Origin of the sequence: Microcoleus sp. K5-D4 (assembly GCF_036704575.1) — a bacterium.
Lineage (GTDB): Bacteria > Cyanobacteriota > Cyanobacteriia > Cyanobacteriales > Microcoleaceae > Microcoleus.
The window spans coordinates 1-15,503 of the sequence record NZ_JAUBSD010000039.1; the positions used below are offsets into that span (position 1 = coordinate 1).

11 protein-coding genes are annotated in these 15,503 nt (G+C 43.1%); 8 read left to right on the forward strand and 3 right to left on the reverse strand.

Translation table 11 applies throughout. The features are described from left to right. Positions 1-175 precede the first annotated feature (175 nt). From QUA77_RS14115 to QUA77_RS14135, 5 genes are all read left to right on the forward strand, one after another. A complete protein-coding gene (locus QUA77_RS14115; RefSeq protein ID WP_333450757.1) occupies positions 176-1,909 on the forward strand; it encodes a thioester reductase domain-containing protein in 1,734 nt (577 codons plus the stop codon). Between the two features lie 179 nt (positions 1,910-2,088). Further along, on the forward strand, positions 2,089-4,935 hold the full coding sequence (locus QUA77_RS14120; protein WP_333450678.1) for an ATP-binding protein: 2,847 nt from the start codon (positions 2,089-2,091) through the stop codon (positions 4,933-4,935). Positions 4,936-4,983: 48 nt separating this feature from the next. Continuing rightward, a complete protein-coding gene (locus QUA77_RS14125; protein ID WP_333450680.1) occupies positions 4,984-6,216 on the forward strand; it encodes a hybrid sensor histidine kinase/response regulator in 1,233 nt (410 codons plus the stop codon). 557 nt (positions 6,217-6,773) lie between these two features. Next, positions 6,774-7,565 carry an imidazole glycerol phosphate synthase subunit HisF gene (hisF, locus tag QUA77_RS14130; RefSeq protein ID WP_333041100.1) on the forward strand — a complete coding sequence of 264 codons (792 nt, stop codon included), beginning with the start codon at positions 6,774-6,776 and terminating at the stop codon, positions 7,563-7,565. 440 nt (positions 7,566-8,005) lie between these two features. Beyond that, positions 8,006-8,347, forward strand: a complete 342-nt coding sequence (locus QUA77_RS14135; RefSeq protein WP_333041098.1) for a low temperature-induced protein — start codon at positions 8,006-8,008, stop codon at positions 8,345-8,347. A 160-nt stretch (positions 8,348-8,507) separates the two neighbouring features. Here QUA77_RS14135 and QUA77_RS14140 read toward each other — a convergent pair whose 3' ends face one another. After that, positions 8,508-9,524, reverse strand: a complete 1,017-nt coding sequence (locus QUA77_RS14140) for a sulfate/molybdate ABC transporter ATP-binding protein (RefSeq protein ID WP_333041096.1) — start codon at positions 9,522-9,524, stop codon at positions 8,508-8,510. 317 nt (positions 9,525-9,841) lie between these two features. Here QUA77_RS14140 and argC point away from each other — a divergent pair, with 317 nt between their 5' ends. Continuing rightward, positions 9,842-10,900 (forward strand): N-acetyl-gamma-glutamyl-phosphate reductase, encoded by a 1,059-nt coding sequence (gene argC / locus QUA77_RS14145; RefSeq protein ID WP_333041095.1) that lies wholly within the window; start codon positions 9,842-9,844, stop codon positions 10,898-10,900. A 143-nt stretch (positions 10,901-11,043) separates the two neighbouring features. On the opposite strand, the gene eno is transcribed toward argC, so the two are convergent. Further along, complete coding sequence (eno, locus tag QUA77_RS14150) at positions 11,044-12,324, reverse strand: phosphopyruvate hydratase (protein ID WP_445302078.1); 1,281 nt, start codon at positions 12,322-12,324, stop codon at positions 11,044-11,046. A gap of 302 nt (positions 12,325-12,626) precedes the next feature. Between eno and QUA77_RS14155 the strand changes: the two genes are divergently transcribed. Beyond that, complete coding sequence (locus tag QUA77_RS14155; RefSeq protein WP_333450682.1) at positions 12,627-13,532, forward strand: calcium-binding protein; 906 nt, start codon at positions 12,627-12,629, stop codon at positions 13,530-13,532. A gap of 301 nt (positions 13,533-13,833) precedes the next feature. Further along, entirely contained in the window at positions 13,834-14,736 is a 903-nt protein-coding gene (locus QUA77_RS14160; RefSeq protein ID WP_333450685.1) for a calcium-binding protein, read from the forward strand. Between the two features lie 91 nt (positions 14,737-14,827). Here the strand turns inward: QUA77_RS14160 and QUA77_RS14165 are convergent, their stop codons facing one another. After that, the gene (locus tag QUA77_RS14165) at positions 14,828-15,475 is read right to left on the reverse strand and encodes a nucleoside triphosphate pyrophosphatase (protein ID WP_333450687.1); all 648 of its coding nucleotides are present in this window, start codon (positions 15,473-15,475) and stop codon (positions 14,828-14,830) included. Between the last annotated feature and the right edge of the window lie 28 nt (positions 15,476-15,503).

Sequence of the window (15,503 nt, forward strand, 5' to 3'; positions counted from 1 at the left end):
TCCTCAATCACAGACCTGAATCCTTACAACTGAGGAAAGGTTTATTGAGGATACTTTTAACAATGAACCGGGCGGTCGTCTTTATAAAACAGGTGACTTAGCTCGTTATCTTCCCGACGGTAATATTGCCATTATTGGGCGCAGTGATTACCAAGTCAAAATTCAGGGACACCGAATTGAATTAAAAGATGTTGAAGCAGCCTGCTTCGATAATCCTGCGGTGAAGGATGTGGTCGTGGTTGTTAGTAATGATGCTCATGGACACGATTACTTAGTTGCTTATGTGGTGTTGTATTCACAAGCATTAAAGCAGAGTTCAGCAGGCTTCCGAGCAATGCTAAAAGAAAAATTGCCTGAGTACATGATTCCTGCGCTTGTGGTCTTTATGGATGCTTTGCCATTAACACCTAATTGTAAAATAGATCGGCAGGCACTACCGACACCAACTCTTGATAATGTTGAAACAATTGTTGCTCCACGCACGGAAATAGAGAAACAATTGGTTGAAATTTGGACTGCTGTTTTAGGAGTGCAAATTGGTATCCATCAAAACTTTTTTGAGTCAGGCGGCAATTCATTACGCGCCGCCTTATTACTAAATCGACTATCGCAAGCTTTCCCAGTAGAATTGTCTTTAGATTGCCTGTTTAAATCTCCGACAATTGCTGGATTAGCTGAAGTAATTGAGGCTGTGCGGTCTTCGGGATCTACGGCAATTTTTGAAACAAATAGTGCTGACTTATCGGCTGATGCAGTCTTAGATGAAACTATTCACCCATTCACAATTACCAGATTTAGACCGAAGCACATTTTCTTGACAGGGGCAACGGGTTTTGTTGGTGCTTTTCTATTGCACGAATTGTTGCTGCATCATCCCCAAGCGACTATTTATTGTTTAGTTCGTGCGGATAATTTGGAAACCGCGACCTCTCGACTGCGTAGCACTCTGCAAAATTACGAAATTTGGGAAAAAGAATTTAGTAGGAGAATTATCCCCATAATTGGAGATTTATCAAAGCCATTTTTGGGACTATCGACACCAAATTTTAGTGAATTAGCAGATATCGTTGAAGTGATTTATCACTGTGGTGCTTATGTCAATTTGGTTTATCCCTACACGGCGTTACGGGATGCCAATGTGGGTGGGACAAAGGAGATATTGCGTCTAGCCACCATGACTAAAATTACACCTGTCCACTATATTTCTACTCTGGATATCTTTCAAGCGTCGAACTATGATGGTATGAAATTAATTGCTGAAACAGACGATTTACTTAGCGCTGAAGGATATTCCGATGGTTATGCTCAAAGTAAATGGGTGGCTGAAAAATTAGTTATGGCTGCCCGCAATCGCGGTTTACCAGTTTCCATCTATCGTTTGGGAATGGTGACAGGTCATAGCAAAACAGGTGCTTTTCAACTCAGTAATACGATTTGTTTGATAATCAAGGGGTTGATTCAATTAGGGTATGGCCCTGAATTAGATATCAAGATGAATCTCGCTCCTGTGGATTATATAGTTCAGGCGGTGCGGTATTTATCGCATCAACCAGAGTCTTTTAACAAGACATTTCATGTATTAAGTCCCCATGTATTAACAATGAACGAACTTATCTTGAATCTTAATACCCTTGGTTATGTCCTCCCTTCTATTCCTTACCCGCAGTGGCAGGCAAAACTACTGAATATGTCTCCCGATAATGCTTTAACTCCCATGGTTTCTCTCTTTATGAAAAAAATAAATAATAGCCAAAAAACTTTTATCGAAACCACATCTTTTGTATGTCAAAAATTTGATGACCGCAACACTCAGGATGGACTGGTAGCTACTGATATTATCTGTCCTCCCATTAATCATTCTGTATTAAATGCTTATTTATCCTACTTCCGTCGTCAAGGTTTTCTGTGATCTATTACCACTCAATGATTTGTGCAAATATTGTAGGTAGTGATCGGTGCATACCCCATTAATGGCAAAAAATACGGGGCAGTTACCATACAAAAATCTCACAATTAATTGAGAGTATTAGAGAATAAAGAGAATAAAAGTTTGACATAGTTTGATGGAAATTTACTAAAATACAAAAAATGAAAATACATTGGTTCCAAAAAATAAAATTATCTGACTCTATCATCTCCCAAAATCGTAACAAAAAAAATAGACCCCAAGAATCCCTGACCAAACAAACACTCTTGAAGATAGCTTTTGGCATGGGGATGGTTGTTATCGCATCCACCGCTATTAGCTACTTCCAAATAATCTCAAGGATTACTGCTAATTCACTCACGCAGTTAGAGCAATACATCAAATTACGCTCCAAACGCGAAAGAGCAATATTTACCTTAGCTGAAGATAACCATAAGTTGCTCAAACAAGCTTTATTAGATCAACTAAAAGCAGAAGCAGATAGCGATCCAAAAGTGGAATTTGATCAAAACTTTGTCAAATATCCAGATGGCTCAATTCGCAATCGGCCTGAACTATTTCAAATCGACAAAACTGGGGGCCTTTTCCTCGGAAAAAATGTTAATGTTGATACTGAGATGCAGCGAAGAATAGTGGCTTTATATAAAACAATAAATGCTTATGGCCCAGCATGGCGCAATCGCTTTGCTAACACCTATACGCAAATTCCTGAGAATGGTATGATTATGTATATGCACCAGTATCCCTGGTCGCTAAAAGCACCTTCTAGTGAATCGTTCCGCGTCACAGATGACGAGTCATTCCAAATTACCCGCCCTATCTACGATCCAGAACGCAAAACAGTCTGGACAGGCATTTATTACGACCAAGTAGCTGTAGCTTGGATGGCATCCTGTGTGACACCATTAGATGTGGATGGCAAGCATATTGCTACACTAGGCCATGATATTTTAATAGATGATTTGCAGAAACGCACTATTAATGAAGGACTGAAAGGCACATACAATATGATTTTTCGAGCCGATGGGCGGCTAGTAGCTCACCCAGAACTTATGCAAAATATTCAAAAGGGAAATGGGCAATTCTCCATCGCCCAATCAGGAGATGCTCATCTGCGGCGAATTTATGAATTAGTCAAGACTCATAAACAGGACAATATGATTATTGACAATCCTGACTATGATGAATACTTGGGTGTTACTAGAATTGATGAGCCAAATTGGTACTTGGTCACAGTTTTCCCTAAATCTCTACTCACCCAAGAAGCCTTGGCTACTGCTCGTATGATTCTAGTGCTAGGGCTAGGTGCATTACTGATTGAAATTATTATTGTGTTCTTAATTTTAGGGAGAGAAATTTCTGCACCCCTCAATAAATTAATGGCAGCAACTGAGAGTATAGCTGCTGGAAATCTTGATGTTCAAGTTAATGTAAACCGCCAAAATGAATTGGGCCGTTTGGGATATTTATTTAACAAAATGGCTCAGCAAGTCCGCGAATCTTTTGCTGCGCTTGCGAAAACTAATGAGGAATTGGAACTGCGAGTTGAAGACAGAACTGTAGAGCTTAAACACGCGAAAGAAGTGGCGGATACTGCTAACCGTGCTAAGAGTGAGTTTCTAGCTAATATGAGCCACGAACTGCGGACACCTCTCAATGGTATCTTAGGGTATGCCCAAATTCTCCAGCGCTCGAAACACATAGTTGAGTCAGATCAAAAAGGAATTAATATTATTAACCAATGTGGCTCCCACCTCCTGACTCTGATTAACGATATCCTTGATTTTTCTAAAATCGAGGCCGAGAAAATGGAAATATATGCTACAGATTTTCATTTTCCCGCTTTTCTGCAAGCAGTAGTTGAAATTTGTCGGATCAGGGCTGATCAAAAGGGAATTGATTTTATCTATACCATCGAAGGTGAACTCCCACTTGGGATTTTTGCGGATGAAAAACGATTGCGACAGGTATTGATTAACTTATTAGGCAATGCTATTAAGTTTACGGAACAAGGTAGCGTGAAATTTATAATTAAATCAAAACTCTTGGAAGATGAGTTTAGGGAAGTACCTTTATATCGAATTATATTCCAAGTTGAAGATACAGGAATTGGGATATCGAGCAATCATGTTAAAAATATATTTTTGCCCTTTGAGCAGTCTGGTACTATAAAAAAGCAATCCGAAGGGACTGGACTAGGATTAGCTATCAGCAAAAAGATTGTTGATATGATGGGCAGTACATTGGAAGTTGAAAGTGAATTAGGAAAAGGTAGTGTTTTCTGGTTTGAGATAGATTTACCCCAAGCTAAGGAATGGGCAAAAACTTCTAAAAGTTCTGAGCAGGGTGTTATTATTGGTTTTAACGGCGATCAGCCCAAAGTTCTAGTAGTAGATGACCATTGGGAAAACCGTTCTGTTATTGTTAATTTACTCAGCCCTATTGGGTTTATACTTTTTGAGGCTGAAAATGGTCAAGAAGGACTAGATAAAATTGCTGAGGTTCAGCCAAATCTGGTTATTACGGATATTGTTATGCCGATTATGGATGGCTATGAAATGGTGAAAAGTTTGCGAAAATTAGCATCATCTGCTAATTTATCAGTTATCGTATCTTCAGCCAGTGTATTCGAGTCAGATATGCAAAAAAGTATAGAGATTGGAGCTAATGAATTTTTGCCCAAACCTATCGAAGCTGATAGCCTCTTAAATACGATCAAATCTCTCCTGAAATTAGAATGGATATATGAAGATAAGTTACAACCGCAAACCACAAGAGAATTGACAAAACAAGTGGTTGAGATTGTGCCACCTTCCCATGATGACTTGCTAATCTTGTATAATCTTAGTCGTAAGGGATTGATTAACGATTTACTACAAGAGTTGACGAGGATTGAACGTATAGACAAGCAGTTTATCCCTTTTATTCAAAATCTGCGCGAATTGGCTAAAGCTTTCAAGCTTAAACAGGTGCGAACTTACATAGAGAAATACCTAAATACTCCCTAACCCCAAAAATGTTGTAAATTTATGTATCCCATCCCCAGTAAATTATGTATGACTGAAAACTTAGACAATCAATCTATTTTGATTGTAGATGATAATCCCAATAACCTAGAAGTTCTAGCCCACATATTGACCGACGTGGGTTATCAAGTTTCCGTTGCTATTGATGGTGAAACGGCGCTTGAACAAGTAGAATATCACCCGCCCGAACTAATTTTATTAGATATAATGATGCCGCCCGGTATTGATGGCTTTGAGACTTGCCGGCGATTGAAAGCTAATCCCTTAACCTGCGAAATTCCAATAATTTTTTTAAGTGCTTTATCAGATTCACATAATAAAGTCAATGGATTATCTGTGGGAGGCGTAGATTATATTTCTAAACCTTTCCAAAGTGAAGAAGTTTTAGCGAGAATTAGAATTCATTTAAAATTATATAATTTAACTAAAAAGCTCGAACAACAGAAGCAACTCCTAGAAGAAAAAGTTGAATTACGGACTGTGGAATTATTAGCAGCTAAAGAAGCCGCCGAAGCCGCAAACATTGCCAAAAGCCAGTTTCTCGCCAACATGAGCCATGAACTTCGTACCCCTCTCAATGCGATTATTGGCTATAGCGAAATGTTGCAAGAAGAAGCCGAAGATTTAGAGCAAAAATTTTTTATCCCAGATCTGAAAAAAATTCACGGTGCAGGCACACATTTACTTGGACTAATTAACGACATTCTTGATTTGTCCAAAATTGAATCTGGGAAGGTTGAACTTTACTTAGAAACCGTTAATATCTCAGATTTAATTAGGGAAGTCATCATGATGATTAAGCCACTGGTGGAGAAGAATGCTAATATATTGGTAGTTAACTATGAAGACAATTTGGGAGATATGAAAACCGACTTAACTAAGGTACGTCAGAGCTTATTTAATGTGCTTAGTAACGCCAGCAAATTTACCAAAAAAGGTCAAATTACTATTAAGGTAGAAAAAAAATATAGAAAATCTGGAATAGCCGAGGGAGAAGAACTGAAATCAGCCATTCCCTATATTTTATTTAAGATAAGTGATACTGGCGTTGGTATAGCTCCAGAACGAATAGAAAAACTGTTTCAACCATTTACCCAGGCTGATGCTTCAACTACACGACAGTATGGGGGTACTGGATTAGGGTTAGCAATTACTAGAAATTTGTCTCGGATTATGGGTGGAGATACGTTGGTTGAAAGCGAGGTTGGTAAGGGTTCTACTTTTACTATTATACTGCCAGCAGAAGTGATACTCCCAAAGTAAAACGAGTGTTCATACTTTCACTGTAAAAAACAATTTTTAGAAAAGTGCGTACTTGATATCCCGCCATTCTTATGACCATCAGCGATTTTTAAGAAATCGGGCACAACAGCAAGGTGCGTGTCAAAGTCCATTCCAGCAGAAACGTTTTGAATAATTTTAATAATTTTCTAGCAGGCCCCGAATTAGACTGATTAAGGTCTTTTGTTCTGAGATGAACTGTTGGTGAGGAGCGTAGCGAACCACTAAGAGTAAAAATCCTCTATGCTAGAGTAAGCTGCTAAATGCCATAGCTCTCGCTTTTGACTGCTTGGTTGTGGCAATCGTTGCGAAATTTATGAGGATTTATCAAATTTTTAAAACGAATTTTATTGATTGTTACCGTCTTGTGATAGCTGAGAGATTGGTTAATTCTTGCCTGTTTAACTCGTTCTCCAGCTAGGAGTCCAGAACACAAACAGGACGGGAAAAAACTACCCTGGCTTTCATCCCACCGCTAAGATGAGTACAGTTATAGCGGGACACTTCCCGCCGAGTAAGTTAAATAGGAAGAGAATTGTATGTTGTCGAAAAGAATTTTACCTTGTCTGGATGTGAAAGCCGGTCGCGTGGTCAAAGGTGTCAATTTTGTCAACCTTAAGGATGCTGGCGATCCGGTAGAAATGGCTCAGGTTTACAATGATGCGGGTGCTGACGAGTTGGTGTTTCTGGATATTACAGCGACTCACGAAGACCGGAATATTATGATCGATGTGGTGTACCGAACGGCCGATCGCGTATTTATCCCTTTGACGGTGGGCGGCGGTATCCAATCCTTAGACACAATTAAAAGTTTATTGAGGGCGGGCGCAGACAAGGTGAGTATTAATTCGGCGGCGGTGCGCGATCCGAGTTTAATTGACAAAGCCAGCGATCGATTTGGTAATCAGTGCATTGTAGTGGCGATCGACGCTCGCAAACGGAAAGACGCAGATAATCCTGGTTGGGACGTGTACGTGCGCGGAGGGCGAGAAAATACCGGAAAAGATGCGATCGCCTGGGCAAAGGAAGCCGAACAGCGCGGCGCCGGCGAAATTCTGGTGACAAGCATGGACTCGGACGGCACTCAAGCAGGTTACGATTTGGAATTAACTCGAAGCATTGCCGAAATGGTCGAAATTCCCGTCATTGCTTCCGGTGGCGCCGGCAACTGTCACCACATCTACGAAGCCGTGACTGAGGGCAAAGCAGAAGCAGCCCTGCTGGCTTCCCTGCTGCATTACGGGCAACTCAGTGTAGGAGAAATTAAAACTTATCTAGCAAAATATCAAGTTCCCGTGCGACAGCAGCAGCCATTGGTTATTAGTCATTAGTCAGTGGATAGTCGGGCGCATCTCATATCTTGTATCTTGCAATATTTTCAACAAACCCCTCTGCGGGTTCACTCAAGCGCCCTCTCACATTGCAAACAGGCTAAATAAACCCGCCCCCACGCCACGATAAAACCAGTTACTGAGATTGATACCGCTATGTGAGGCGCATCCGAAGGCACTTATAGAGAATTTTTTTGATTCTACACAAGTGCCTTCTACATAAAGGTCTTGGGGCGACCGACGCCAGTCATCTAGAAATATTCCCTGAGAAGGATTTCAAATACCAGCTTTTTCAGCTAAATATTATATATTAGCTCAGTTTGAAAGAAAGCAACGGTTGCTTTTATCAAAATTGAGTTAAAGATTGTGCAGAATATGAGTGAGCTTCAGCCTGTTAACAATCTTAGCGATCAAAACTTCTAAAAACGGAGAAATTTTGTATGTCTTTTATCAGCTTTAACTTCCCTGCCAAGCGTTTAGTCCGCACTTTAATAGCTGTTTGTTTTTGTGCCTTGATGTTTGTTTCTAATGCTTTCCCTGCTTTTGCAGTTACTAGCAGCCCCACCAAAGGTGAAGACCAACTTTTAGGAATTGAAAAAGAATCTCAAGAAGCTGTACTGAAAAAACCAATGTCCTTGGAAGAAACTCAAGAAAAAGCCAGCAAAGGACCCAACGAAGTTCAGGGAGACGCTGACATTGAAAAAATGAAAAATCCTTCCAATACACAAGCTACATCCTTTGAGCAACAAGTCAAAAAAGCTGTCAACAAAATTAAAGACTAACTCAGCGCGCAGTAGTCAGCGGACACTTGTCAGTATAAAAGATTAGGGACACGGCGCGGTGCCGTGTCCCTAGATTTTTTTTGTAGAGACACCGCACCGCGCCACATTCTTGGAAAGGCAGTATCCAATCTAAATTTAGCTTGAGTTTTCAGAATTGCTCTTAGATGGAATAAAAAAGTGGAAAGGACTTGGCATCTTTCGGCTTTACGAACACTCTTTGCTGGGGCTGCAAGTTCAAACTATCGAATCTTTCTCTAGTCAAATTAGCGTTTACTACTTGACCGTCATCTAAGGTTAATTCTACCTGAATTTCCCATCCCAAATGAATCAAGCGACTGATTCTTGCAGGCACTGTTGCGCTATTTTCTGTAGTTTCAATTACTACGTCGTGAGGGCGCAAGAAAATCTCTGGGTTGGCTGAGTCAAAGCCGTTGTCTTGAAACATTCTTGAACTGCTGGGCAATACATTGACGGGACCGATAAAACTCATTACGAAAGCACTAGCGGGATGGTCGTAAATTTCTGCGGGTGTGCCGACTTGTTCGATTTTACCTTTATTCATTACTGTAATTCGATCGGCAACTTCCATCGCTTCTTCTTGATCATGCGTCACAAAGACTGTGGTAACGTGTACTTCGTCGTGCAGTCGCCGCAACCAAGCACGCAAGTCTTTGCGAACTTTGGCATCGAGAGCTCCAAAAGGTTCGTCTAGCAGTAACACTTTCGGTTCCACAGCCAGGGCTCTGGCGAGGGCCACCCGCTGTCGCTGGCCTCCTGAAAGTTGCGACGGGTATCTATCGCCCAATCCTGCCAATTGCACTAAATTCAACAATTCTTCTACCCGGGATTTGACTTTCGCGGGTGGTGTTTTCTGAATTTGCATCCCGAAAGCGATGTTTTTTCGCACTGTCATGTGCTTGAATAGCGCGTAGTGCTGAAACACGAACCCAATTTTGCGGTCTTGGACGCTAGTATTGGTCGCATCTTGGCCTGTCAGCCAGATTTTGCCGGAGTCGGGCATTTCTAAACCCGCAATCAGTCGCAGCAGTGTAGACTTGCCGGAACCAGACGGGCCAAGCAATGCGACTAGGGAACCAGATTCAATTTCTAAGCTGACTCGATCGAGTGCTTGGAAACTGCCAAACTGTTTTGATACGTTTTCTACAACTATGCCCATAGGAAGTTCGGCAACGAAGCCGTGTACAAGATTTAACAGATTTAACGGATGGATGTTGAGCTTCGAGGTTCGAGCTTCGAGGGAAAAATGTTAATCTCCGGTTTGGGGATGGGTTAAAGTAAGTTTTTTATAGCACGATCGCACATCAGTTTGTTAATTTTAGGGTTTTGGCGATCGGTCAAACAGCCGAAAATTAACAAAAATGCACCTCCAAAACAAAACAACACAATTCTTTGCCACCAAAGTTGGCGTTTGGTACTACAATGCAGCAAAAGTTCAAGCGTTTTTGACTTCAAAGGCTGAGGGGATAAAGGAAAATGGGAGATGTTGGACGTGTGCCTGTAGGAATTATCGGCGCTTCAGGGTACGGCGGCGTGCAACTTGTGCGACTGCTGGCAGATCACCCAGCGGCTGAAGTAGTCTATTTGGGCGGGGATAGCAGTGCGGGAAAACCTTTTTCCAGCCTTTATCCGCATCTGACTAACTGCATTGATTTGACAGTCGAGGCGATCGACCTCGACAAAATAGCGGCAAAATGTGAAGTTGTGTTTCTGTCCCTGCCGAACGGTTTAGCTTGCAAAATGGCACCGACGCTGATAGAAAAAGGCTGCAAAGTCTTAGATTTGTCGGCTGACTACAGATTTGAAAACCTGGAAACTTACAAAGCTTGGTACGGCGGGGATCGATCAGACGCTGAACTGGCTGCAACGGCTGTTTACGGTTTGCCAGAATTGTATCGCGATCGAATTAAAGATGCTCAGTTAGTAGGCTGTGCCGGCTGCTACGTCACTGCTAGTTTGTTAGCCCTGGCACCTTTGCTCAAACAAGGCCTCATTGTGCCAGAAACAGCAATTATCGACGCCAAATCCGGTGCTTCGGGAGGGGGCCGCAAAGCCGAAGTTAATCTCTTGTTGGCTGAAGCAGAGGGTTCTCTGGGCGCTTACGGCGTTGGCCGCCACCGCCACACACCAGAAATCGAGCAAATTTGCAGCGATTTAGCGGGACACGATATTAAAGTTCAGTTTACTCCCCACCTCATTCCGATGGTGCGGGGAATTCTGGCGACTGTGTACGCAACTTTGCGTGATCCAGGTTTGGTGCGGGAAGATTTAATCACAATTTTCAGCGCTTTTTACCGCAATTGTCCTTGGGTAAAAGTGTTGCCTGCTGGAGTTTATCCGCAAACAAAATGGGCTTGCGGCACGAATCTTTGTTATATCGGCATCGAAGTCGATCCGCGTACTGACAGGGTGATTGTGCTATCGGCGATCGACAATTTAATTAAGGGACAAGCCGGTCAAGGCATCCAGTGCATGAACTTGATGATGGGTTGGGAAGAAACTTTGGGTTTGCCACAATTGGCTTTCTATCCTTAATTGGTAATTGGGCATTGGGCATTGGGCATTGGGCATTGGGCATTGGTGATGAAAATTAAAAACTAACCGATTACCGATTACCAATTACCCATTCCCAATTACCGATTACCAATTACCCATTCCCAATTACCGATTACCAAGTGTTATTTTGGCCCGTAACCGATCGACCCAGCATAAATTGCCCGATCGCCCAATTGGTCCTCAATCCGTAACAAACGGTTGTATTTAGCCACCCGTTCGCTGCGACACAAAGAACCAGTCTTGATTTGACCGGCGCGAGTCGCTACCGCTAAATCTGCAATTGTGGTATCTTCAGTTTCACCGGAACGGTGGCTGATGACCGCTCGATAGCTGTTCCGTTTGCCGAGGTCGATCGTATCCAAAGTCTCTGTCAAAGAACCAATTTGATTCAGCTTAATCAAAATCGAATTGCTAGCTTTCAAATCAATTCCTTTTTGCAGCCGCGTGCGATTAGTAACAAATAAATCGTCACCCACCAATTGAACCTTGCTGCCCATTTTCTGCGTCAGCGCTACCCAACTTTCCCAATCGTCTTCATGCAAACCATCTTCAATGGAAACAATGGGATATTGACTCACCAAACCATCCAAATAATCGATTAATTCTGCCGGCGAATGAGCCACACCGTCGTAAGTATACTGCCCATCTTTGTAAAATTCGCTAGCAGCAACATCCAAAGCTAAAGCAACTTGTTCACCCGGTTTGTAGCCAGCTTTTTCAATAGCTGCAATCAACAAATCCAAAGCTGCTTGATTGGATTTAAGATTAGGCGCAAAACCCCCTTCATCACCCACACCAGTCAGCAAACCCTCAGCTTTTAAGACTTTACTCAAGGATTCAAATACCTCTGCACCCCAGCGTAAAGCTTCTTTAAAAGAAGGCGCGCCCACAGGGACAATCATAAATTCTTGAATGTCCACATTATTGTTAGCGTGAGATCCCCCGTTGATCACGTTCATCAGTGGTACGGGCAAAACGTTTGCCAAGGGCCCGCCCAAGTACCGGTAAAGGGGGAGCCCTAAAGTTTCGGCTGCCGCCTTTGCTGTGGCTAAGGAGACTCCGAGAATGGCATTTGCGCCGAGGTGGGATTTGTTCGGGGAACCGTCCAAGTCAATCATGGTTTTGTCTACCAGCGCTTGGTCGATCGCATCTAGATTAGCCAAAGCGGGGGCAATTTTGTGCTCGACGTTATCGACGGCTTTTAGGACTCCTTTGCCGCCGTAACGTTTGTTGTCGCCATCGCGGAGTTCGTGGGCTTCAAAAGAGCCTGTAGAGGCGCCGCTGGGGACTTGGGCGAGTCCTACAACACCGTTGGCTAGGTAAACTTCAGCTTCAATGGTGGGGCGGCCGCGGGAGTCGAGGATTTCTCTGGCTTGAATAGATTCGATCGCAGTGTCTAGCATATTAATTATTCCCGACTTAACTCAAGGTTTCATGACAATTAGCAGTCTCTGGGTTTTCCCACGCTGACTGCTGACGGGTAATAGAGTACGCGATCCCCAGAATTATTGGTATACAGTTCAAAATATTTGCGGATTTGGACGCGCAGATTGGTGTCAATAACCTAGGCTTGTTGAATAAAGACCTCCGGCAACTTTGACAATAATTGGATTGTTTTAACCCCTGATTCCCGCATATTTCTTAATTGGAACCTTTGTTAAAATCAGAATATCAACAAAGTCAATCAAAAAAGGAGAAAATTAGGATGTTAGAAACAAATCTCGGAGAAATTAGAGCATTAGCTGAAAATTCAGACCCAATTATTGCTGATCCCCCAAACACCAAATTACTCACAGGGCCATTGCCAAATCCAGCCAGCGACCCCAACTTTTTTGACTTAACTCCCACTGACGACGTATTTCAATTAGCAAATGGAATTCTGCGGAATACTCCCGGAGGTTTGCGGGCCTTAGCTGGCAACGATTTTGTCAGAGGTTCCGGTGGTGCGGAACTGATGAACGGTAACAGTGGCACAGATACTTTAATCGGAGGTTGTGGCAGCGATACTATTCGCGGCGGCCAAGATTTTGACATTGTTTATGGAGAATGTGGCAGCGATTTTGTCAGCGGAGATCAAGGTGATGACTACGTTTATGGAGGCACAGCCAATGACTTTATTCGCGGCGGTAAAGGGAATGATGCTTTAGTAGGAGAGAGTGGAAATGATACTCTAATCGGTGATGCTGGAATTGATAGACTTTGGGGAAGTGAAGGCGCAGATATGTTTGTCCTCCGCACAGAAGTGGGAGCAACTTCGGGGGAAATTGGTTCGCTTCAACCGCCTCCTAGTGGAAATTTTGATGTAGAGGAAGTGCCCGCAGATTTTATTCTCGATTACAATCCGGCTGAAGGTGATGTAATTGGATTGGCGGGAGGATTGACGGGAAATGATATTGCTTTGAGCGAAAGGTTTTTAACAATTGGTGATGCCAGAGCTTACGACAGTAGCGGGCCTTATCCTCCGGGAACCCCTCAAACTCTGGAGTTTAGACTGTTGAATACTAAGGCGACGGTGATTAGAGAAGCTAGCACCGGCAATATCTTGGGTTTGGTGAAGGATGTTTCGCCGGATCAACTTCAGTTTATATCTGTATCGGAGGGGGCGCTCTAGGATAATTACCAACTGGTGGGCAAGGCTAATCTGTATAGCACGGAGGGGCGGAACGAAACGCCCATCCGACAACAACAAGGCTCTCAATCCTCGTTCCCAGGCTCAGCCTGGGAAGACATATCAGCGAGGCTCTGCCTCCCGATTCCTGACATAAATTAAACAATATTTAAGATTCCCAAAAATCCGCCAGATCATATCCCAGTTTGATTGTTTTAACCCATGATTACCGCATATATCTTAATTGGAACCTTTGTTAAAATCAGAATCTCAACAACGTCAATCAAAGCAGGAGAAAATTAGGATGTTAGAAACAAATATCGGAGAAATTAGAGCATTAGCTGAAAATTCAGACCCTATTATTGCTGATCCCCCAAACATCACATTACTCACAGGGCCATTGCCCAACCCAGGCAGCGACCCCAACTTTTTTGACTTAACTCCCAATAACGACGCATTTCAATTAGCAAATGGAATTCTCCGCAATACCCCCGGAGGTTTGCGCGCCTTAGTTGGTAACGATTTTGTCAGAGGTTCAGGTGGTGCGGAACTGATGAACGGTAACAGGGGCAAAGATACTTTAATCGGAGGTTGTGGCAGCGATACTATTCGTGGCGGTCAAGATTTTGACAAACTTTACGGAGAATGCGGCAGCGACATTCTCAGCGGCAATCAAGGCAATGACTACGCCTACGGAGGAACGGCAAATGACTTTGTTAGAGGCGGTCAAGGAAATGACAATTTAGTAGGAAACAGCGGCAACGATACTCTGATTGGTGATGCGGGAATTGACAAACTTTGGGGAAGTGAAGGTGCAGATTTATTTGTCCTCCGCAGAGAAGTGGGAGCAACTTCGGGGGAAATTGGTTCGATAGAGCCGGATTTTAATCTAGATAGAGTGCCGGCAGATTTTATTCTAGACTACAATACGGCTGAAGGTGATGTAATGGGATTGGCGTCTGGATTGACGCTAAATGATATTGTTTTGAGCGAAAGGTTGTTGAAGGTTGCTGATGCTAGAGATTTCGATAGCAGTGGCCCTTTGCCTCCGGGACAGGATCGAACTCTGGATTTTAGAGTGCTGAATACTAAGGCGACGGTGATTCGAGAAGCTAGCACCGGAAATATTCTGGGTTTGGTGAAAGATGTGTCGCCGACTCAACTTCAGTTTATATCTGTATCCGATGGGACGATCGCCCTTGGATAATCATCGTAGGTTTGTAGTAAGGACTAAAGTCCTGAGAGAAAATCTAAAGTCCTGACTACAAACCATTTCATTCGTTTCCAAATTCTGCATTTCAAGACCAAAAATCCGCCACATCATATCCCATTTCGGTGAGCATTTGTCGCAGCAGAGGTAAGCTCAAACCAATCACATTTGTGTGACATCCTTCGATTTGTTCCACAAAAAAGCCGCCTTTACCTTCCAGTGCAAAACAGCCTGCACAGGCGAGGGGCTCTCCGGTAGCGACGTAAGCCGCTATTTGGCGCGAGGTAACTTCCGCAAAATAAACTTTTGTAACTTGGCAGCGAATGACCGATCGCGACCTAGCCTGATCAAAGTCATCGAATCTAGTATCAATTAAAGCATGACCCGTATAGAGTTCGCCCACCTTACCGCGCATTTTCTGCCAGCGCGAGATTGCTTCTTCCGCATCCTTGGGTTTGCCGTGAATTTCGCCATCTATGAGCAAAATTGAATCACATCCCAACACCAAACACGATTTGGGATTGGAGATTTGCGGGTGAGAATTAGCCAGTAAAAACTTAGCTACAGCCTCAGCTTTTCCCTCTGCTAAAACCTGCACTAAATTAGTGGCATCTTTCATTTGTATTTGCCCTTCATCAAAGTCGCTGGGGCAAATCACAGCTTGAATGCCGGCATTTTCTAGCAGGCGGCGGCGCGCTGGAGAAGCTGAAGCTAATACAAAAGTTGGAATTTTCATAAGTTAAGAAGTTCAGTTGACAGTTGAC